This is a genomic window from Listeria grandensis FSL F6-0971 (assembly GCF_000525835.1).
Classification (GTDB): domain Bacteria; phylum Bacillota; class Bacilli; order Lactobacillales; family Listeriaceae; genus Listeria_A; species Listeria_A grandensis.
This window is the reverse complement of the sequence record NZ_AODD01000012.1, coordinates 111,591-133,339: the sequence shown is the minus strand read 5'-3', so window position 1 is coordinate 133,339 and position 21,749 is coordinate 111,591. Positions and strand designations below refer to the sequence as shown.

At 42.3% G+C, this 21,749-nt stretch carries 13 protein-coding genes, 4 pseudogenes and 1 other annotated feature; of the genes and pseudogenes, 4 read left to right on the top strand and 13 right to left on the bottom strand.

Translation table 11 applies throughout. From position 1 onward, the window contains the following. Positions 1-399 (bottom strand): HI_0552 family protein (locus PGRAN_RS08645; RefSeq protein ID WP_036066495.1); only part of this gene is annotated, 399 nt, incomplete at its 3' end. Positions 400-530: 131 nt separating this feature from the next. After that, complete coding sequence (serS, locus tag PGRAN_RS08640) at positions 531-1,817, bottom strand: serine--tRNA ligase (protein ID WP_036066494.1); 1,287 nt, start codon at positions 1,815-1,817, stop codon at positions 531-533. A gap of 200 nt (positions 1,818-2,017) precedes the next feature. Continuing rightward, positions 2,018-2,233, bottom strand: a binding site (T-box leader). Positions 2,234-2,817: 584 nt separating this feature from the next. Here serS and PGRAN_RS08635 point away from each other — a divergent pair. From PGRAN_RS08635 to PGRAN_RS08625, 3 genes are all read left to right on the top strand, one after another. Beyond that, positions 2,818-3,420 (top strand): anthranilate synthase component II, encoded by a 603-nt coding sequence (locus PGRAN_RS08635; protein ID WP_036066492.1) that lies wholly within the window; start codon positions 2,818-2,820, stop codon positions 3,418-3,420. Beyond that, positions 3,398-5,110 carry an aminodeoxychorismate synthase component I gene (gene pabB, locus PGRAN_RS08630; protein WP_036066491.1) on the top strand — a complete coding sequence of 571 codons (1,713 nt, stop codon included), beginning with the start codon at positions 3,398-3,400 and terminating at the stop codon, positions 5,108-5,110. The genes PGRAN_RS08635 and pabB overlap by 23 nt, the downstream gene beginning before the upstream one ends. A 362-nt stretch (positions 5,111-5,472) precedes the next feature. Continuing rightward, entirely contained in the window at positions 5,473-7,128 is a 1,656-nt protein-coding gene (locus tag PGRAN_RS08625; protein ID WP_036066490.1) for a peptide ABC transporter substrate-binding protein, read from the top strand. Positions 7,129-7,413: 285 nt separating this feature from the next. Here PGRAN_RS08625 and PGRAN_RS08615 read toward each other — a convergent pair whose 3' ends face one another. After that, positions 7,414-8,058, bottom strand: a complete 645-nt coding sequence (locus tag PGRAN_RS08615) for an NlpC/P60 family protein (RefSeq protein ID WP_036066510.1) — start codon at positions 8,056-8,058, stop codon at positions 7,414-7,416. A gap of 752 nt (positions 8,059-8,810) precedes the next feature. On the opposite strand from PGRAN_RS08615, the gene PGRAN_RS08610 reads away from it, so the two are divergent. Beyond that, on the top strand, positions 8,811-9,629 hold the full coding sequence (locus PGRAN_RS08610) for a histidine phosphatase family protein (RefSeq protein WP_036066488.1): 819 nt from the start codon (positions 8,811-8,813) through the stop codon (positions 9,627-9,629). 254 nt (positions 9,630-9,883) lie between these two features. Here the strand turns inward: PGRAN_RS08610 and PGRAN_RS08605 are convergent, their stop codons facing one another. The 10 genes and pseudogenes from PGRAN_RS08605 to PGRAN_RS08560 all read right to left on the bottom strand — a co-directional run bounded on the left by PGRAN_RS08605 (position 9,884) and on the right by PGRAN_RS08560 (position 21,485). Further along, positions 9,884-10,939: a CgeB family protein gene (locus PGRAN_RS08605; RefSeq protein WP_051998525.1), complete on the bottom strand. Its 1,056-nt coding sequence runs from the start codon at positions 10,937-10,939 to the stop codon at positions 9,884-9,886. Further along, the gene (locus PGRAN_RS08600) at positions 10,923-11,942 is read right to left on the bottom strand and encodes an O-antigen ligase family protein (RefSeq protein WP_159101126.1); all 1,020 of its coding nucleotides are present in this window, start codon (positions 11,940-11,942) and stop codon (positions 10,923-10,925) included. Before PGRAN_RS08600 ends, PGRAN_RS08605 begins: the two co-directional genes overlap by 17 nt. Before the next feature lie 387 nt (positions 11,943-12,329). After that, positions 12,330-12,526: pseudogene (locus tag PGRAN_RS17775) on the bottom strand (DapH/DapD/GlmU-related protein); the annotation flags it as partial. Positions 12,527-13,168: 642 nt separating this feature from the next. Beyond that, a pseudogene (gene pbpD1 / locus PGRAN_RS08590) lies at positions 13,169-14,447 on the bottom strand (D-alanyl-D-alanine carboxypeptidase PBPD1). 199 nt (positions 14,448-14,646) lie between these two features. Beyond that, on the bottom strand, positions 14,647-16,344 hold the full coding sequence (locus PGRAN_RS08585) for a CocE/NonD family hydrolase (protein WP_036066485.1): 1,698 nt from the start codon (positions 16,342-16,344) through the stop codon (positions 14,647-14,649). 132 nt (positions 16,345-16,476) lie between these two features. After that, positions 16,477-16,767, bottom strand: a complete 291-nt coding sequence (locus PGRAN_RS08580) for a DUF1761 domain-containing protein (protein ID WP_051998524.1) — start codon at positions 16,765-16,767, stop codon at positions 16,477-16,479. Positions 16,768-16,942: 175 nt separating this feature from the next. After that, positions 16,943-17,326 carry a cupin domain-containing protein gene (locus PGRAN_RS08575; protein ID WP_036066483.1) on the bottom strand — a complete coding sequence of 128 codons (384 nt, stop codon included), beginning with the start codon at positions 17,324-17,326 and terminating at the stop codon, positions 16,943-16,945. Positions 17,327-17,521: 195 nt separating this feature from the next. Next, positions 17,522-18,800: pseudogene (locus PGRAN_RS08570) on the bottom strand (Y-family DNA polymerase). Next, positions 18,788-19,126 carry a hypothetical protein gene (locus PGRAN_RS08565; protein WP_036066479.1) on the bottom strand — a complete coding sequence of 113 codons (339 nt, stop codon included), beginning with the start codon at positions 19,124-19,126 and terminating at the stop codon, positions 18,788-18,790. The pseudogene PGRAN_RS08570 and the gene PGRAN_RS08565 overlap by 13 nt, the downstream one beginning before the upstream one ends. Positions 19,127-19,341: 215 nt before the next feature. Further along, positions 19,342-21,485: pseudogene (locus PGRAN_RS08560) on the bottom strand (DNA topoisomerase III). Between the last annotated feature and the right edge of the window lie 264 nt (positions 21,486-21,749).

Below are 21,749 nucleotides of genomic sequence, written 5' to 3'. Positions count from 1 at the left end.
CGAACCCACTCCGGCAAAAAATTGCACCCACTGCACATGATCCTCATAACTCGTCACCGAATCCGCGCTTCGATATGCGTGCCACTCCAGATAAATCCGAAAATTATTCTTATTCAGCAAAATCGCAATCATGCTCGCCGAATCCTGCCGCGACAACCCCTTATAATACGCCCAAAAATGCGACCGAACCTGCCATCCATTCGTCCAACTCTCCACTTTTGGCTTCCCAAAACCAACCGTGTCCCGCTGACACAACGCCGCAAACTCCTTCCAAACGTCCCATTTCGCCTTGTACTCCGCCTTCACACCCTCAACCAACGTCGGCGTAAACTCCTTCATTTGGCGAAACTGAAAATAATCCCGATCAAAAAGCTCAAAATCTTCCTCGTAAAATCGCATTATGCCGTACTCCTTTATCCTATCTTTGTATGTCATTATACACTATTTAACGCCTAATAACCGTCAAACTATGATTCTGCATAGCAAAACAGGCCCTCCTCTAGAATTAGAGAAAGACCTGCCTTCTTTGTTTATTTTTCTGGTGCCGCAATCACTTCCACGCCACCCATATAACCTTGCAATGCTTTCGGAATTGCCACAGAACCGTCCGCCAACTGATAATTTTCCAAAATCGCAGCAACCGTGCGTCCAATCGCAAGTCCAGAACCGTTCAACGTATGCACAAATTCAGGTTTCGCACCCGGCTCACGACGGAAACGAATATTCGCACGACGCGCCTGGAACGCCTCAAAATTACTACAAGAAGAAATCTCGCGGTAGCTCTCACCACTCGGAATCCACACTTCAATATCATATTTTTTCGCAGCCGTGAATCCCAAATCCGCTGTACACATACTAAGCACACGATACGGCAGTTCCAAACGACGCAACACATCCTCCGCATTATCCGTCAATGCCTCCAGCGCTGCATAAGAGTCCTCAGGTTTCACAAACTGCACCATTTCCACCTTGTTAAACTGATGTTGGCGAATAAGACCACGCGTATCACGCCCCGCAGAACCCGCCTCAGAACGGAAACAAGCACTGTAAGCCGTATACTTTTGCGGCAAGTCATCCACATTCATAATCTGATCACGATGATAGTTCGTCACCGGAACCTCCGCCGTCGGAATCAAGAAATAGTCCTCCTTCTCAATCAAGAACGCATCCTCTTCAAACTTCGGTAGCTGCCCCGTCCCCGTCATACTATCACAATTCACCATGTACGGCGGCAACATCTCATCATACCCGTGCTCCGTCGCATGCAAATCCATCATAAAATTAATCAACGCCCGCTCAAGTCTTGCTCCCAGTTTCTTATAAAAAACAAACCGGCTTCCCGCAACCTTCGCCGCATTCTCAAAATCCAAAATGCCTAAATCCGTTCCCAAGTCCCAATGCGCTTTTGGCTCAAAATCAAACGTCCGAACCTCGCCCCATTTACGAACCTCCACATTATCATCTTCCGTATCACCAATCGGCGTAGACTCATGCGGAATATTCGGAATCGCCATCAAAATATTGCGCAACTTCTCATCAATCTCATTCAGCTCAATATCAAACGTCTTAATCCGATCGCCAACCACACGCATTTCCTCAATTTTCGCATCCGCGTCCTGCTTCTCACGCTTCAACTGCGCAATCTCCTGAGAAACCTCATTACGCTGACTTTTCAACGTTTCCACCTCAATAATCAACGTCCGGCGACGCGTATCCAGCGCACCAAACTTCTCAAACTCACCAAGATCTTCCCCACGATGCGATAACTTCTCCTTCACACCTTCAAAATCCTCACGTAATAACTTAACATCTAACATCTCAAATTCCTCCTCACAAAATGGTAGTCTCGACTCTTATTTGGTTTGAAATTCGGTCCAGTCACGTTTCGCGTAAAGAAAACTGAAGGACTAACACTACGCTTCGCTCCATCTTATATTTGGACTCTAAGAAAGCACAATACGCTTTCTAAAAGTCCAAACAAAAAGACCCCCAAATCTCTCCCCAAATAAAATACATGGAAAGGGACGGAAGTACCGCGTTGCCACCCTAATTGAGTCCGAGAAAATCCCGAAACTCCAGCTCGATTGATATAACGGTTCCCACCGAAGCAGATTACTCACACTTCCTCTGCTCACTCCAAGACGGATTCATAAAAGCGTTCCTACTGATTCCCACCAACCATCAGCTCTCTAAAAGCACAACTTCTACTACTATCTCTTGTCAACGTTTTAATTCATTATTTAAGAACATTCTACCCCATAAACCCACAATTAGCAAGCCAAATCAAAAAAACCACTACATAAAATTTGTAATTTATCTAGAAAAATCGCATTAAACAATCATCAATATAATTACCTGCAACCATGCTATAATAGGCCTACAAACAAGTTTATGATGTGGTTTGGCATCCTAGCTCAGAAAGTAGGTGGTGCCATGTTGTTCGTGGTTCATCCCAGAAAGGATAAAACATGACTGTATTTGAGTCATTGACACTAGCTATCGCGTTTGCTGGGCTAATTGTCATGATAATGAACAGTAAAAATGACAAAAAATAAAAGCCACTTTATACGCTTGACGGCTTAGTGGCTCTTGAAATATTCGGGCTGTCACCATCTTAAATGGTGTTTGTAATTGGAAGTTGTGTTTGCCGCACAGCTTCCTTTTTCACTTTCATTATAACATCTCCCCCTCCCACGCGCAAATCACTTCTTTCAAAAGTTTGTGAAATCACAAGTCTGCTTATTGGACAAACTGTAACTAGTTTGCTATAAATAGGGTGGACGTATATCCATTGAAATTCCATTTAGGAGTGATATTGTGATCCTGTTAATCGATAATTACGACTCGTTTACATACAATTTATATCAATATCTACTAGAGCTTGGCAAAGACGTTCATGTTGTGAAAAATGATCAAATCACGTTGGCCGAAGTTTGTGAAATAAATCCCGAGTCTATCGTCATTTCTCCCGGCCCTGGAATACCTGATGACGCTGGGATAAGTCTGGCTATTATTCGCGAATTTAGCGGTAAGATTCCTATTCTCGGTATTTGTCTCGGCCACCAAGCCATTGTCCAAGCATTTGGCGGCGAAATTATCCGTGCACCACAACCAGTTCACGGCAAAACCTCCACTATCTCAAATGATCAAGTAGGCGTGTTTACAAGCTTAAGCGCGCATTTTGACGTGACTAGGTATCATTCTCTCATTGCTGCAGAATCTAATTTCCCAACTGAATTAATCATTACCGCCAAAACCAAAGACAACCTCATTATGGCTGTCCGACATCGCGATTATCTAGTTGAAGGCGTGCAATTCCATCCCGAAGCCATTTTGACCGAGCATGGACACGAGATACTGGGTAATTTTTTAAAAATGACAGAACGGAGCTATGCAAATGAAAATGCAGTTCGATTTTAACGGCAAAACACAGCTTTTCTCCTTCCCAGAAGCGATTATCCAAACGGATCAGCTAGATGACGTAATGGAGCGAATGCGCCAAGTCGAGCAAGCTGTCGATCTCGGTTACTATGTCGCAGGGTATGTTGGCTATGAGGCAGCTGCAGCGTTCAACAAAAACCTGAGAACACACCCTGCTGGCAAAATGCCCCTACTTTGGTTCGGTGTTTTTCGAGAAATGCGTGAATTAGAACAGCCCAACGAAGCGTTAGCAATGCCACCCAAATTAGACTGGCAACCAACTACGGACTACACTTCTTATGCAAGCGGAATCCGTGCTATTAGGGAACAAATTGCCGCTGGAAATACATATCAAACAAATTATACAATCCGCCTACAAAGCGATTTTAAAGAAGATGATGACAAACAATTTTATGAGCAGCTGAAATCGGCACAGCAAGCGAATTATTCGGCGTATCTTTCGACAGGGCGCTTCCATATTTTATCCGCCTCACCAGAACTTTTCTTTCATTGGAAAGACGGTGTAATCAAAACCAAGCCGATGAAAGGGACAGCAAGACGAGGCATGACGTTAGAAGACGATTTCAAAGCACGCGATTGGCTTGCCGCCTCCGCAAAAAATCAGGCGGAAAACGTGATGATTGTTGATCTTTTACGCAATGATTTAGGACAAATCGCCAAACCTGGTTCTGTTAAAGTACCGCATCTTTTTGACATAGAGCGCTATCCGACCGTTTGGCAAATGACCTCCACTGTTGTCGCCGAGACACTTCCTGAAATCCACCTGACCGCAATTTTTGAAGCACTATTCCCATGTGGCTCCATCACCGGGGCACCAAAAGTAAGCACGATGAAGCTTATCGCAGAATCTGAAACCTCCCCACGAAACGTTTATTGCGGCGCGATTGGCTATGTAACACCTGATAAAGAAGCGATTTTTAACGTCCCAATTCGTACTGTCATTATCGATACCGAGGAAAAAACAGCTGAATACGGCGTTGGCGGCGGCATTGTTTGGGATTCACGGAGCGGCGCTGAATACGAAGAAGTCCAAGCAAAAGCCGCCCTCCTAACCACATACCTACCAAAATTCGAGCTACTCGAAAGCCTCCGTTTAGAGGATGGCATCTACTATCGCACCGATCTCCATCTAAAACGTATCGAAAAAAGCGCCCACTATTTTGGTTTCACGTGGAATATTGACGCTGCAAATGAGGCTCTTGAAGCTTTTGCGAAAGATCATCCAAAAGATATTTGGAAAGTTCGCTTACTCTCCGACAAATCTGGTGAACTCATCGTAGAAGGCGAACTCATTATTTCCGATCCGATCACATGGACAGCCCACTTCGCTGATAAATCTGTCAATAGCACCGACCCGTTCCTGTACCACAAAACGACCCATCGAACCATGTATGAAAAGCGACGTCGCATCGACTACGACGAAACATTATTATGGAATGAACGCGGCGAAATCACCGAATTTATAAACGGCAACCTAGTAGCAGAAATCGACGGCGAACTCGTCACCCCAAAACAATCATCAGGACTACTTGGTGGCACTATGCGCGAAACCCTCTTAGCCGAAAAAACAATTACAGAACGCGTCCTACATCGCAATGACCTACTCAAAGCAACAAAAACATGGCTAATCAACAGCGTTCGCGGCTGGGTAAATATTGACTTACATTAATGAAAAAAAGCTCGCCAAACATTCATCAATTTCTCATTTAACTCACAGCGAGCTTTCCATTGCGACTAGTATTATATAAGTATAAGCTAACAACAAACGAACCTTCATTCTTTCCCCCTTTTTGGATGAAGATTCGTAAAACTCCCTTTTTGACCACCGAGGTTCCTCCCTTTTCCTCGGTGGTTTTTTTTATGTTTATTTTTACTTACCAACAAAAAATACCGTATTCTCGAAGACACCACCAAACCTCAGCGAAGCGACCATTGCAAGTAGCCTCTCAGTTTTTCATTTCATTTAATCTTGACTTATCAGGTCGGAATACTTATAATTAATAAAAATAGTCTGAAAAAAGGAGGAACATCATGCATTTTACAAAAAAAGTACTTGCGACACTTTCGGTAGTAAGCGTTTTAATTTTGAGCGCTTGCGGAGATACATCAAGTAATGCTAACGAAAAAAAGGCCACGGAAATCAAATTTTTAGAAACTGGGGAATTGCTTACACTGAATACGACGGCTGAAGAGGATTTTGTTAGTTTCACTGCGCAAAATCAAGTTTTCGAGGGGCTTTACACATTGGACAAAAAGGATAATTTCGTGCCCGGTGTCGCTACTAGCATGCCTGAAATCAGTAAAGACCAAACAGAATACACAATAAAATTAAGAGATAGCGCCAAATGGTCCGATGGTTCACAAGTTACTGCCGAGGATTTCGTATACGCATGGCGTCGCGCTGTGGACCCAAAAACCGCACCAAGTTACGCAGCACTTTTTAAGGATTCTATCAAAAACGCGACAGAAATCCATGAAGGAAAACTGCCCGTATCAAAACTTGGCGTGAGCGCACCCGATAAAGAAACATTAAAAATCACATTGAAAAAACCAGTCCCTTACTTCATTTCGCTACTATCATTCGAAACTTTCTTCCCCCAAAAACAAGCTTTTGTGGAGAAACAAGGCGATAAATATGGGACCGACGCGACACATACGCTCTATAATGGCCCATTTGTGATGAAAAATTGGGATGGCAACACCTCAAAAAAATGGACGTACGCCAAAAACAGCGAATACTGGGATAAAAAGAATGTAAACGTTGATGAAATCTCCGTACAGGTCGCAAAAGACATCAATGCAGGAGTAAATCTGTATACAACAAAAGAAGCCGATCGCGCCCCACTTTCCGGAGAATATGCGAAACAATACAAAGACCGTTCCGATTTTCTAACCGAAAAAGATGCGCTCATCAGCTATCTACGACTCAATCAAAAACGAGATGGGAAAGCGACACCGCTTGCTAATACCGCCTTGCGCCACGCTTTAAATTTTGCTGTTGACAAGGATGCGCTAACGACGGAAATACTAGGCGACGGCTCCTTCCCAGCCAATGGTTTATTGCCGAAAGACTTCGTACAAAATCCAGAAACAGGTGCTGATTTCCGCACTGATAGCGGAGATCACCTTACCTTCAACAAAGCCGAAGCGATCAAATATTTAGCCCAAGCCAAGAAAGAGTTAGGTACCGATACAATCACACTTGAGCTTCTAGGTGATGATCAAGACACGACAAAAACCGTTTTTACCTTCCTAAAAAACCAATTTGAGACAAACTTACCAGGCGTTACTATCAATATTAAAACAATGCCCGCAAAAAGCGCCACCGAACTGACACGTACGAGTAATTATGATCTTTCCCTTGCCGCTTGGATGCCTGACTTTAAAGATCCGTGGACATATAGCAGTCTATTCCTATCCGATTACTATAATAACAGCATGAACTACAACAGTCCAAAATACGACCAACTCGTCAAATCCACCGATACGAACTTGGCAACGAAGCCACTAGCAAGATGGAATGCCTTTATTGATTCTGAAAAAGTCCTACTGGATGACGATGCTGCAATCCTGCCACTTTATCAACACCAAACAGCTGTTTTACAAAATCCAAACATAACCGGCGTCCAAAAACATGCATTTGGCTCACCATATAGTTACAAATTTATTGAGATGGCAAAAAACTAGGCGAACATTCATTAATTTCTCATTTAACTCACAGCAGGTTTTCCTTCGTAATCAGTATTATAAGAGTATAAGCTAACAACAACAAGCGAACCTTCATTCTCCCCCTTTTGGATGAAGATTCGTAAAACTCCCTTTTTGACCACCGAGGTTCCTCCCTTTTCCTCGGTGGTTTTTTTTGTGTTTAATTTTATTTCTCCCATGATGATCATCTGTTGCTTCGCTGAACACAAAAAAACGCGTATCCATTTCTGATAAACAGAAACTATACGCGTTTTATTATTATTTTTAAAGATTAGCCACACGGCCATATCCTGCAATATACCTTTTCCAGTAACCACTTGAGACGTTATCGTATTTCACACCGTTATTTTGCGCGTTAATCATTTTACCGCTGCCCACATAAATGCCAACATGCGCGATTCCGCTACCGTAATTAAAGAATACTAAATCGCCTGCCTTTAATTGGCTAGCCTTAATTTTAGTAGATGCATTATATTGTTGCTTCGCGGTGCGTGGGATGACTTTATTGATGGACTGCTTGAAGACATAACTTGTGTAACCAGAACAATCAAATGATGTTGGACCAGTTGCACCCCATTTATATTTTTTACCCAAATGTTTTTTTGCCTCGGTGTTTAGTGCTGCAAATGACTGTACTTTATATGGCGCTAAGCATTTTCCCGATACATAGCCCACTTTTCCTTTATACGTAATACGATACCAGTTGTTTTTTGTTTTTGCATTAAATATTACTGTCGTACCCGCTTTGTAATAACCTATGATTGGATATTTCACGCTATCCCCAGTTCGAATATTGCTCTCCACCGTTGTCGTCATCTTGTACGTTGTCGCCGCTTCCCCAGACGTCGGTAACACCAAAACACTTACTGCCAGAATCAATACAAGTAACATAGCCAAGCTTTTATTCATAGATTTAACCGTCAAAACACGCACTCCCTTTTCCCCATTTGAGACATATCATACCAGACAGACATTACAGGCAAAATACAATCCCGCGTCAATCCCTTTAAATAAAAAAAACTATTTTTCATCGAATTCTAATGTAACTCACAGCAAATTTTTTTCTCCGTGCTTTATTATGAGTGTATAAGCTAACAACAAGCAAATAATTTTCATACTTTCCCTTAAGAATGAAAATCCCAAACTCCCTTTTTGACCACCGCGGTTACTCCCTTTTCCGCGGTGGTTTTTTGTGCTTATCTTTAATCTCGAAGGAGCCAGTGAGCCTCAGCGGAGCGACAAATGATTAGATCTTAGGCAAAAGCGAGCACCGAAGCGGAATGTACGATCTGTACAAGAGCATCGGAGCACAGCTTTTAACGACGGAGATGATCGTTTGTCGCTCCGCTGAATTCCAAACGAGCTTTTTGAGCACAAGGTTACTCCCTTTTCCGCGGTGGTTTTTTGTGTGTCTAAAATTCCCTCAAAACCTCTTGTAAACGATTACAAAACATGGTATATTAAACTTATCAAAATTATACGTTAGTCTCTTTCTAAGGATTGTTACCGTTTAGTCGGGCTTAACCTAGACAGATTTCGAAGTTGTGGCTTTTTTACCCAACCGCTGAAACCTGTTTGGGTTATTTTTTTGACCACTATTTAGTTTTCAACAGTTTCCCTCAAGCTGTCGAGATAAAATTTTAACAAAAAGGAGCAAAAAGATGAAAAAGCAGATGTTTAAAGTTTTAATGCTAGTTTGTAGTTTGTTGTTAGTAGTTGGCTGCAGTAACACCGGTACAGATGCTAAGGACAAGGACACCACGACAAAAGATGGGACGGTTACTTTTTACGTTGTGAGACATGGAAAAACAATGCTTAATACGACAGATCGCGTCCAAGGTTGGTCTGACGCTGTGCTGACGCCTGCTGGTGAGAAAGTTGTCACAGATGCCGGTAAAGGTTTGAAAGACATCAAATTTGGCTCAGCATACAGCAGCGACAGCGGACGGGCAATCCAAACCGCGGATATTATTTTGAAAGAAAACCAGAAATCAGATGGTGTCAAATTGAAGACTGATCCACGTTTCCGCGAATTTAATTTTGGGACATACGAAGGAGATTTGAATCATACGATGTGGACTGATATCGCGAAGAGTCAGGGTAAAACATTAGAGCAATGGCAAAGTGAAGGCATCTCACCAAAAGATTTCGCGAACAGTGTGGCCGCGCTTGATAAAGATCGCGTAAAAGAAGGCACGAACTGGCCTGCCGAAGATTATGCGACAATTACTGCACGTCTGAATGATGGTATTACAGAAGTCGCGAAAAAAGAAAGCAAAAAAGGCGATCACAACGTTCTACTTGTATCGCACGGCCTGAGCATTGGCGCCCTACTTGACACCATCTCTCCAGGTTACAAATTACCAGAAGGTGGCTTGAAAAATGCTAGTGTCACCAAAATCGAGTACAAAGACGGCAAATTCACGATTAGCGACGTCAATGACATGAGTTATGTAGAAAACGGCGCAAAAGAAAAATAAAACAGAGCTCGGCGTTCGCAAACATACAGCGAGCGTCAAGCTTATTTTTTTCACCAAACTCTAATCTAGATCACAGCTAAATTTCTCTGACAACCGTTATACTAAATTTATAAGTTAACAAATTAAATTTTCTTTCTTCCCTGAGAATGAAAATCCCAAACTCCCTTTTTGACCAACGTGGTTCCCCCCTTTTCCCACGCTGGTTTTTTTATGTCTTAAAATAGATTTAAAAAACTACAAACCCATTCCAAGCCCTACATTACATAACTTATTTCTTTTCGAACCATCTCGATAATCTCTTTCACGCGTGCTTCATAGGTCGCGTTCATTTTGATCACTTTTTCATATCCTTTTTGGGTAATTTGCTGCCTTATTTCGTCACGTTGGGTGTAGAATGCCACTTTTTCAAGCAGTTCTTCCGGAGTTGTAAAGAAATCCGCTTCGACACCGGGTTGGAAAATATCCATATGCTCCTCGGTTCGCGTGCCTAAGAAAAAGCCTTGGCATGCCGGGATCTCAAAAGTCCTAGCCGTATGTTGTTCTGCTGATAATTGTGTCAGAAATCCCACCGAAATTTTAGCTCCTTGAAACACTTTCGCCATTTCCTCACAAAAAATGGGGCGGCCTTCACAATACCTATTTAGTACATCGTTTTTGGGAATCTTGTCCCACTTCGTTCCCCATACTTTTAAATCGTAGCCTTGCATAGCAACCCTATTTAGCGCATCTGCCCTGAATGGCTCCATCCTGCCAACAAAAGCAACATCGGTTTGAAAATTTATCTTTTCTTGCACGCTTAATTGGACAGGATAATGTATATCTGGGTCATATGCATACTTCATAAAATGTACCCTGCTACACCCGTATTGTTTGTATTTCTCAACCTCTGTTGTTTTCGCAGTTACCACGAGATCGTAGGAGGAAATAGCCTGATTTAGAATCGTAGACGTATGATATCGATCATCGAACAGAAAATCCGGATGGAAATGTATCGTTGTAATGCCCTTCACTTTCGCATATTGAACAACCTCTTCGGTGACCCACAGACCTTTGACAACAAAAAGAATATCCGGTTGATACGCGTCGATCATGCGGGCAATGGTCGTATTAAATTTTTGAAACTTAGCCTTTAGCGGCAACTTACGAACGCGCATGTAGAGCCGTTCTGGAATAGAATAGTTGTAAAAATAGCCATCTGTCTCAATAATATGGACATCACATCCATTTTTGATAAAGCCATTGAAAAGCGATTTGCTATTGGATCCTCGCCAACCTGCTCCAACTGCTAAAACCTTAAGTTGCTTGCTCATATTTTTTCTCCCTCTCTTTTGTTAGTAAGTGGATGATGGTTAGCGCCAATCCCATTCCAAGCCAAACTACGCGCATCTCAAAAATGCTGCTGCTTCCGACCGAGATTGCCATAAATGCAATTAGAATACATAGTGGTGTAGCGGAAAGTAGGCCTTGATTTGCCGCATACACTTTCATTGCGTGGATTAAAAACCACAAGAAACACAAAATGAATGGAAAAATCCCAAGAAGCCCCACATCAGATAGATTAGATAGCCATAAATTGTGTGCGCTCATCGTTTGTTGCATGCCCATAGGAATATTCGCCGTGCCGTACAACGCTGTAAATACGAATTTCGGCGTGACGCCAATCCCGACGCCCAAATAATGATGTTCTTGGCATAATCGCCAAATGGTTTCGTAAATGAATATGCGTTGATTCGTGGAATTTACTTTGCCATGAAAATATTCGTTCACTTGAGCACTATTTTTGACTAAAAATAACGTGAGACTCGCAAATGCAGTCATGAATACACCGAAGAAGAATAAGACTTTATGCGCAAATAGCTTGTATAATGTTAAAACTACAACGACAGCAAAAGCGACGAGGCCTGATCTCGATTCCGTTTGTAAAATAAGAAATGTTAGTGCCATCAACGCTCCGATGCCAGTACACATCTTTAATCCAGACCTTTTCTGGAATAGACAAAGCATCAAAAATGGGACATAAAAGGCCAGATACGAGCTGTAATCATTGGTGTTAACAAGTAGCCCAGTCGGTCTTGTATCACCGTATGATAAAATATTTCCCGCAGAATATTTCAAGTGATGACCAGTGAAACTTTCACCTAAGCCAATAAAAATAGTAAGTACATAAATACCCACCATCCATATAACCACTTGTTTTAACTTTGCAAAATTATCGATGTAGTAGACAAACGCGAGGATAAGATAGAACGATTCGATTTGATAGTAAATCGCAGTTAAGCTAAGTGCTGGCGCAGAAGTCCATAGTAAACTCATGATAGAATATAAAATCCAAATAGCGAATAAAAGTAGTGGAATTTTGACCCTTCCTAACTTGTTGAAATCCTTTTTTTCCAGTAGAAAACATATCATGTGCAGGATAATCAAAACTCGGAAAAGGAATATGCTCGGAAACTCTGGTAATGCCAAATATGGGCCGAAAAATCCACTGATAACAACACCTATGAAGAGATAATAATTGATGCGTTGGAATGGGATGTCCCTTATGGAATACAGCAATATGATGATGACTAATACGCCGATTAACGCAGGGAAAAACGGGGTAATGACGCTTAGGAAAAGGAAGGAAATGAGCAGGCTTTTTTTCTGGATTCCATTCCGATTTTGCATAGAATTCTCCTTTCTTTAGCGGGGTTCTAGATTGTCCCACCAAGCTTCCCGCAAAAGCTTATCAATGACCTCCGCCTCAAATCGTGGCTTGATTATTTTGGCCGGGACGCTCCAACGATCATGTATGGAGGAACATCTTTCGTCACTACGGCTCCCGCGGCGAGTATCGCGCCAGTCCCAATGTGTACACCTTGCATAACGATGACGTTTACACCAATCCATACATCATGATCGATAATTGGCGGATTTTGGAATGTATCCCATGCTTGTTGATCGTACGTAAACGGTGATGTCGAGAAAAAATGGCTCGGATGTTCATCCAAACCGATCTGACAATGCGCTGCGATAGAACAGTATTTACCGATTTTCCCCGAAGCAATAATCGTCCCGCGATTCACATAAGAGTAATCACCCATGACAACATTGTCACCAATGATAACGTCTCTGTTGATCCAGCACTCTTTCCCAAGACGAACATTCGCGCCAATCTGACCTGAATTAATATTATTATTCGGGAATCGTCTTCTACTCTTAATGAGATTTAAATATGCTACAAGCTCTAGAGGGATATATTTTTTTAATTTCATATGACCGTCACCTTTTTTGTGTATTTCGACTCGTTTAGAGTTAGTATATAGTAGACTTCATTTAACATCAATACAATTTGAGTCGTTTATAATTATTGTTACTCTATCCGACTCACTTCTTAGTAATAGTAAATTATTATACGTTTGATTTTATGGATTAAGTTAGTAGAACCAAGGCAAAAAACACTAGTAAGACTTGTCGAAATTGTGGCGGAAACTCTATAATTTTCTCCATCAAAAAAGCTAGACTCCGCGGAATGCAGAATCTAGCTTTTCGTTCCTATATTAGTTAAACCAACCTTGGACACCATCTGTTATATAGTCCCAAATACCAGTGAAAAAATCACCAATATTTTGAAGTGTTAGCATGAACCAGTTTGATTTTGCAACGTCATCTTTCGTCACGACATTGATCGTTTCGGTTTTCTTACCATCTATATAGCCAAGTGTGTCGCTATCTTTAAGTTGGACAGCCATCGTGCCCACTTTGGTGTCTTTTTTTTACTGGCGCATCTAATGTTTTTTCATCTAACGCTACTTTTTCATCTAGCTTTGGTTTAGTTGTTGCTTTAGGAACGACTGTTTTCACGGCGTCCTTCGTTACTAGATTAACGCTATCTTCTTTGCCTTTGTTAACCTTAATTTTATCTTTCACTGCCGCATTTGCTTTACGAACTTCCATCACTTTAAAATTATTAAAAGCGAAATCGAGCATCTTGTTGGTTTCACTAAAACGCGTCTTATCATGCGCGCTTGTGCCGCCATTCGCATGCATAATAACCGTAATAACACGCATGCCATCTTGAACCGCAGTCGCTGTCAAACATTGTCCCGCGTAATCGGTCGTTCCTGTTTTTAGGCCATCAACACCTGTTCGTGCGTAAATCAAGCCCGGCAAAAGCCAATTCCAGTTAGTCATATCGATCTGATCGCTTGTGCCTTCGCGGAATTTTTTCTTGGCGATGCTAGACGTTTTAAGTACCTCTGGATAATCTTGAATGAGATCCTGAGCCAGTTTCGCAACACCTCTAGCAGTCATTTGGTTTTCATCTGTTATTGCACCAACTTGATGATGGCCTTTTAAATCCGAATTAGTTAGACCACTCACATTGACAAATCTATGCGCACCAAGCTTGAGTTCATCGGCTTTTTTGGACATCATATCGACGAATTTCGCTTCTGAACCAGCTATTTTCTCGGCAATCGCAATCGCCGCACCATTTGCAGAGTAAATCGCCACTGCTTGGTAAAGTTCTTCTACTGAATACTGCTCACCGCGTCTTAGTGGTACATTAGAAAGCGCCCGATCTTGTGAAACCTCATAGGCATAATCAGAAATCGTGACTTTGTCATCCCATTTCAACTTACCTTTTCCGATTGCCTCTAAGAGCAGATATTCATCCATCATCTTCGTCATTGATGCAATTCCCATGAGCTGATCTGGATTTTTTCCGTATAAAATCTTGCCTGTTGACTCTTCAATCGTGATTGCTGCATTTGCATTAACTGTTGGAGGCGCTACTGCCGCGTCCGCCGTCACAGGTCCATGTACTAAACTGCTCATTGCCAAAGTTGCCGCTAAAAAGACAACCCCTAGTTTTGAAAAAATTCTCACCTTACCGCTCCTTCATGCTCTTTGTTTTTTTATTATTTAACATTCAAGATCAAGCTCCCTTAGCTTCTTGAAAGGTACTTTAAAATTAGAGATACCTCACTATTCTATCATGAATTAAATAGCTCGCATAGGATCTTTAGTCATAAAATCATTTAATTATCGGTAGCAGGATGTGGGACGGATGTTCTGCATCATGAAAAATCATCTGATTCGCAATAACACTTTCTGTCGTATCAATAAAGCTGGCACCCGTGTTCGGATTTGCATCAAATCGTGGAAAATTACTTGATGATATTTCCACACGAATGGCGTGCCCTTTTAGAAACACATTACTCGTTGACCAAAGATTGATAGTGTATTTGTGTAAACCATTTTGGACCTTAGCACCATGTTGTTTGGAAGCCCGAATAATCCCTTCTGTCAGGTTATATGCCGTTCCATCAGGTAAAACATCGATTAACTTAGCCGTGAAATCTGTATTCACTGCATCCGTTTTTGCCCATAAAACCGCTTCAACAGGCCCCGTTACTTCAAGTTCTTCTGTGAGCGGCGCCGTTGTATAACACAGAATATCTTCACGTAGCTCTAAATCTCGTTGGTCGCGCGGACCGTCGGCTTGGATCGCCTTGTGAAGCGTGCCACCGCCATGTGACACTACTGGATTTTCAGGATCATACGCAAAAACATCGCTTGGTTCTGCCATTTTAGGTCGTTTGAAATCTGCGAAACCATCCCCATTTCGCGTATTAGCCTTGCCATCACTATGAAAATATAGCGGAGTAAAATTCGTGTCTTCGAGCGGCCAATTCTTCGCGCTTTGCCATTTATTAATTCCCATTGTAAAAATCTGAATCGGTGCTGTATGAGGTAGTGGCTCCTCTTTTAGCCAGTGGTTAAACCACTCGAGGTGGCGCGCATGCATACTTGCCTCACCCCAAGATCCTGCAGCAACACCAAAATCACGATCCCCAATCATCGATACAAAATTACCGTGCGTCCACGGCCCAATCACAAGCTTATCTCCCAAGTCTTGTCTGTGTCCCCCCAGAAAATTCGCAATCGTTTTGTCTAGGAAGCAATCATACCAACCCCCAATGTGGAGACCTGGTGTTTTGACTTTATCATAGTTGTCTTTCACACTCGTATCCTGCCAATGTGGATGATCTAGCGGATAATCAAGAATTTCCGTAAAATATGGCATAGCACCAGTATTTTTAATCGGTGGCCACGCATTGATCGGCTTAAATTTATACCATTCCTCTAAGTTGTCCAAATCCTTCTCTAATTGTTTCATTACCGCTTCTCGTTCTTCTGTATCTGTAATATGTCGCGTAATCATATCTGGTAAGATCGATTCGATGCTCCACGACGACCATGCACCAAGTTCTAGCGCACCATCGTGATCATTAAAGACATCCGTCATATTATTTTGTGACATCGTTGGTACAATGACTTTTAAGCTCGGTGGTTCAGCCATGGCCGCAAGCAGTTGTGTATATCCATAATACGATAAGCCGAACATGCCAACCTTGCCGTTTGCCTGTGGTAGTCTTGCAGCCCATTCCACCGTATCGTAACCATCGTTTGCCTCATTTATGTACGGAACAAATTCCCCCTCAGAAGTATAGCGCCCGCGTACATCCTGAACCACAACAATATATCCATTCTCCGCCAACACATCCGGTCGTAAAAAATGAAGCCCAAAAATCTTACTGTACGGAAGTCTTGTTAGTAAAACCGGAAATTCGCCGTCCGTATCTGGACGATAAACATCCGCATACAATGTTATACCATCCCGCATTTTTGCTGGAACATCTTTTTCAATCTTAATTTTGCAATGTTTCACGTGAAACAACCTCCTTCTATTGCTATCTCTATATTATTGTTTCGTATTCTTGTGCCGGAGTCAAGGAAAGCGCGTAATAAAAAACAGAGCATCCCCGATTTTGCATCAGAAATACTCTACTTTATTGAAACTTCATCCAAAAAACGCAACACTTGCAGTCATAATCATAATCGTAACTAATTTATAGCTCTCATTAATCAGAATCAGCTTAAATGGCTTCATTTCGAATACATAGTTTTTGATTGCGGATAAAATCGCGGCTGCAGCAATTAACAAACCACCAATATAGATATCCAAATCTAAATGAATTAAAATAAAGCTAACAATCAGAGCTACTGCCATTTCCACAAGAAGCGTAACAATCATCGGCGTTACCGGCGATCCTTTTTGAATGGTTTCTTCATCTAGACCCACCGCTTTCATCCAGGCCTTGCCAAAAGTACTGTGTACCATAAAGCTCCGACAGCAAATGCAATCAAACCTGCTAATAATGCAATAATGATGTTCATATCATAGCCCCCCTTCTTTGTGCAAAGTCTATAGTAGCACGTTTCGGGTGACTTTAACATTGATTCACCTATTTTATATATAATTATCACTATTCATGCTCATGCAAAATTAAATCCAATGGTACCGGTCCTGCGATTCCAATAAATACAAAGTCTGTTGTGCCAGTGTTCTTCATACCATGCTTCTCGCCTGGTCTTGCTACGCACACCATACCTTTTGAGATTTCAACCGATTCCCCGCATTCAGGGTAGTATGTTCCTGAATCACCGTCGATGCAAATCCAAATATCATCCGCTTGTTTGTGGGAATGAAAATAGAGTTCTTGTCCAGGCTTTAAACACCATACAGCTCCAACTGTTTGTCCAGTTTCATAAAAAATATTTTTCTTAGCTTGGGCATTATCGAAAGACTTGATTTCATTTACATTAAAAATACGATTTTGATAATCTTGTACTTTTTTCGCAAATATCATTAATAGCAACTCCTCTCGAATTTGTGATTATATTCACAAATTATATTTTACACCCAATATGCTAAGAAAGCTTTGTACTTTTAGGCTAGTTTTGCACCATTTCTTTATCTAAATAGAATAAAAAAATTTGTCCGTTGGTTCACAGTATTGACTAGTATAGCTAAAAAATAGAATTATTTCGTGTAATTTAGCCAGTCAACCCTTATGCCCACCAACCAAAGTTGCCCGTCGCATCCCTGTCGCTCCACTCGCTAAGCTACTTGCGTGCATTAATGATTGGAAGCCGTAACGATCGCGGATTTTATCGATAGTTCGTTCCAATTGCTCTTGATTCACAGTTTGAACGGCACTTTCAAATAAGTTTAACTGGGTTCCTTCTTTATAACGAATCTTCCCCAATTGGACAGATAGGCTTCGAATTGGTTCATTCGCAACATGCTTCCGGAACAAATAAAGCACGTAAGCAATTAATTTCTTGCTACTATCCGTGGGATGAATTTTCATCTGATTTCCGAATCCTTTGAATACGCTATAGCGGCTATAACCGATCGACAAATGAACGACAGCCGTTTCAACCTGCTCTCGTCGCAAACGCATTGCTATATCCTCCACCATTTCACGGATAACAATCTCTACTTCCAGATGATCTGAATAATCTCGTTCTAATATCTGGCTCTTGCCAAAGCTTTTCGACAATGGGACGTACTTCTCTGCCAAATCCGTGTGGTCAATACCATTCGCATGATAAAAAAGCTCTTCGCCAACGAGACCCATCGCGTGACGTAATAGGTTGGGTTCTGTATGCGCTAAGTCATATATTGTATATATTCCCAACCGATTCAATTGTACTTCTGTTCTTCGGCCAATGCCCCACATTTCTGTCATTGGCTTCACACGCCATAACTTGCTGGGAACATCTGCGTAGCGCCACTCTGCTATTCCACTTTGTTGATGTTTTGCTTCCACATCTAATGCTACTTTGGCTAGCAATGGATTATCGCCGATACCGATAGTGACGTAAAGTCGCAATTCCGTTAAAATATCTTGCTGAATCCGCTTCGCAATCGTCATGGTATCTCCAAATAGGCTATGTGAATACGATACGTCTAAAATCGCCTCATCAATGGAATAAATCAGCAAGTGTTCTGGCGCCACGTAACGCTTAAATATTGCGATAATCATTTCATTCACTTGCAAATAAAGCTTCATTCTTGGTTCCGCCACCACAATACGCGAATCTTCTGGGATTTCATAGCGTCTCGATCCTGTTTTGATATTGAATGCATCTTTCATTCTCGGTGTTGCGGCAAGGACTAAGCCTCCTTGATTTTCTTGATTGCTCATCACAACTAAATAAGCCTCTAACGGGTTTAAGCGTCGTTTAACACATTCAACAGACGCGAAAAAAGCTTTTTACATCGATGCATAAAATATCGCGTTTCGGGGCGCTATCATAGTCTATTAACTGAACCATTTCTCAAGCCGCCTCTCCTCAATATGGCGAATATTCGCAAGTTCCGTCGCAGAGATTCCTGTACTCGTTCGAATGTAAATACTGTTGCCTTCTATCCCAATTAATTGCCCAATAATATCCGCCTGTGCATCGACACCGATAGCTTGATATTCTTGAATTGCTAACATGACGCGTTGGGAAGTTGCGTGCTGTAGAATGGACTCAATTTGTTCTTCACTCATCGCTTCTTTCCACTCTGGAGTCTTGTTCGCTTGCTCCATATGTGCTGTGTGCTCACTTAATATAAAGCCGCCCCACTTCTTCATTCCTCGATCTGTGTAGGACATGATCAATCGCCTCCGGTTTATTGGTTGGGTGATATTTTCCATGTCTTGTCTCCACCACTATATATAACAGTATACAAACATACGTTCGCTTTAACAAGTCCCTAAAGAACTATTTACTACTGTATCTAATTATCTAGTCCATTACCAATTTCAAGAAGCGCATGAAAAAAATACACATCCTAGCCCATTTCTAGGTTTGGATGTGTATCCTGCTCTTACTTCAGCTTCAATTTCGCTAATGCTTCTGCCATTGGGTTATTGAATGGCTCTTCTTCTTGTTTATTTTGCTTCTTCATATAGTTTGCAACTTCGCTTTTCGAGACGTTTTTATTCTTTTCGTTGCCTCGGCGAGCGTTGAATGCTGACAGTTTTTCGCGATGACCACAGGAGCACGTGAAAATTTGTTTATCGCCTTCTCCGCGTAATTCCATCCGTTTATGGCAAACGGGACAGCGGGCGTTTGTTGTTCTAGCAACGGATTCACGGTGCCCACATTCGCGGTCTTGGCACACGAGCATCGTGCCCCGCTTTCCTTTGACTTTAAGCATTAGTTTACCGCAATCTGGACATTTTGTTGATGTGATATTATCATGCTTGAATTTCTTATCATTTTGCTTGATTTCCGTCACGGCTTTTTTGGCGTAGTCGCGCATTTCATTCGTAAATGTCGTTTTATCTAGCTGACCTTTTGCGATTTTAGATAGTTTTTGCTCCCAAATTGCAGTAAGTTCTGGTGATTTCAAATCAGCGGGAACAAGGTCGAGCAACTGACGACCTTTGGAGGTGATCATGATGTCTTTGCCTTGCTTTTCTAGGGAAAAACTGTTGAAAAGTTTCTCGATAATATCGGCGCGTGTCGCAACGGTACCGAGTCCGCCGGTTTCTCCGAGCGTTTTCGCCAGATCTTTTTTTACCACTAGATAAGCTTGGGTTTTCCATCGCAGAAAGTAGTGTTGCTTCATTGAAACGAGCGGGTGGCTTTGTTTTGCCAGTTTGAATCTGGATGTCGCGAACTTTTAGCTGCTCTCCTTTTTTCAGCTTTGTCACGGTGTCTGTGTCGTTGTCTTCATTGTAAACCGCTTTCCAACCAAGTGATTTCACGACTTTGCCTTTGAGACCGAATGTTTCAGCCCCAATTTTAGCTTGTACAGCGGTTTCTTCATACACAAATGGTGCAGATAACACGGCTAAGAAACGCTTCACAACGAGGTCATAAATTTTGCGTTCGCGGTCATTTAAGTCGGATAGACTCGGCGTTTCTTCGGTCGGGATAATCGCGTGGTGATCGCTTACTTTGCTATTATCAACAAATGATTTGTTTGCCTTGATCGGCTTAGATGCCACAGCACGAGCAGGTTTCGCGTATGGGCCGATACCACAGGCCTCGACGCGCTCCTTCAGCGTTGGTACGATATCATCCGAAATAAAACGCGAATCGGTACGTGGATACGTCAGAATTTTGTGGCGTTCGTAAAGGGTTTGCATAATGTTCAGCGTTTCTTTTGCGGAAAAATCAAAGCGTTTGTTGGCGTCACGTTGCAGCTCGGTCAAATCGTACAGACCTGGCGCGTGTGTTTTCTTCTCCTTCACGGCTACATCGGTAATCAGGCTTCCTTGCCGTTCAAGCTCCGCGCAATTTTCTCAGCCTCGGCTTCGTCGAACGTCTGGCCTTTGCTCCAAGCAAAACTCCCTTGCTCCGTCACCGCGGTCAACTGATAAAATTCTTTCGGCTTAAATTGGCGAATTTCTTCTTCGCGCCCGGCAATCATCGCAAGCGTCGGCGTTTGCACACGACCACAAGATAGTTGGGCATTGTACTTCGTCGTTAAGGCTCGTGTGGCATTGATTCCAACCACCCAATCAGCCTCTGAACGCGCTTCTGCCGAACGATAGAGGTTTTCGTAGCTTTGCCAGGTTGTAACTTGCTGAACCCTTCACGAATCGCCTTGTCCGTCACAGATGAGATCCATAAACGTTTAATTGGCTTCTTCACTTTGGCGTACTCGATAATCCAGCGCGCCACGAGTTCACCTTCGCGCCCAGCATCTGTCGCAATCACGATGTCGCTTACATCTTTACGCGTCATCAAGCTTTTTACCGTTTCGTATTGTTTACGCGTTTGCTTGATTGGGACGAGTTTCATTTTTTGCGGGAGCATTGGCAGGTCTTCCATGTTCCACGATTTATATTTGGCGTCGTAATTCTCTGGATCAGCGAGCGTGATCAAGTGCCCCAGCGCCCAAGTAACGATATATTTCGAGCCTTCCAAGTACCCGCTCTTGCCCTGTTTACAGCCAAGAACGCGCGCAATATCTTTCCCAACAGAAGGCTTCTCTGCTAAAACTACTGTTTTTGTCATATTAAAATTCCTTTCTGGATTATGAGATACGTTTATTTTAACACAGAAAAGCTAAGCAGGCTCGTCCAGATCTGACAGTGCTTGGAAGCCCCGCAGTAAAAATCCTCTTTTGATTTTTGCGGAGGGGATGAAAGCTCCGAAGATCTAGCCTGCGAAGCTAGACACACAGAAAAGCTAAGCAAGCTCGTCCAGATCTGACAGAGCTTGGAGGCCCCGCAGTAAAAATCCTCTTTTGATTTTTGCGGAGGGGGTGAAAGCTCCGAA

Excerpts from the sequence above, each read along its gene's own strand:
- serS (WP_036066494.1), bottom strand. The coding sequence starts at position 1,817 with ATGTTAGATGTTAAGTTATTACGTGAGGATTTTGAAGGTGTGAAGGAG.
- pabB (WP_036066491.1), top strand. The coding sequence starts at position 3,398 with ATGAAAATGCAGTTCGATTTTAACGGCAAAACACAGCTTTTCTCCTTC.
- PGRAN_RS08625 (WP_036066490.1), top strand. The coding sequence starts at position 5,473 with ATGCATTTTACAAAAAAAGTACTTGCGACACTTTCGGTAGTAAGCGTT.
- PGRAN_RS08615 (WP_036066510.1), bottom strand. The coding sequence starts at position 8,058 with ATGAATAAAAGCTTGGCTATGTTACTTGTATTGATTCTGGCAGTAAGT.
- PGRAN_RS08610 (WP_036066488.1), top strand. The coding sequence starts at position 8,811 with ATGAAAAAGCAGATGTTTAAAGTTTTAATGCTAGTTTGTAGTTTGTTG.
- PGRAN_RS08605 (WP_051998525.1), bottom strand. The coding sequence starts at position 10,939 with ATGAGCAAGCAACTTAAGGTTTTAGCAGTTGGAGCAGGTTGGCGAGGA.
- PGRAN_RS08600 (WP_159101126.1), bottom strand. The coding sequence starts at position 11,942 with ATGAGTTTACTATGGACTTCTGCGCCAGCACTTAGCTTAACTGCGATT.
- PGRAN_RS08580 (WP_051998524.1), bottom strand. The coding sequence starts at position 16,767 with ATGAAAGCGGTGGGTCTAGATGAAGAAACCATTCAAAAAGGATCGCCG.
- PGRAN_RS08575 (WP_036066483.1), bottom strand. The coding sequence starts at position 17,326 with ATGATATTTGCGAAAAAAGTACAAGATTATCAAAATCGTATTTTTAAT.
- PGRAN_RS08565 (WP_036066479.1), bottom strand. The coding sequence starts at position 19,126 with ATGTCCTACACAGATCGAGGAATGAAGAAGTGGGGCGGCTTTATATTA.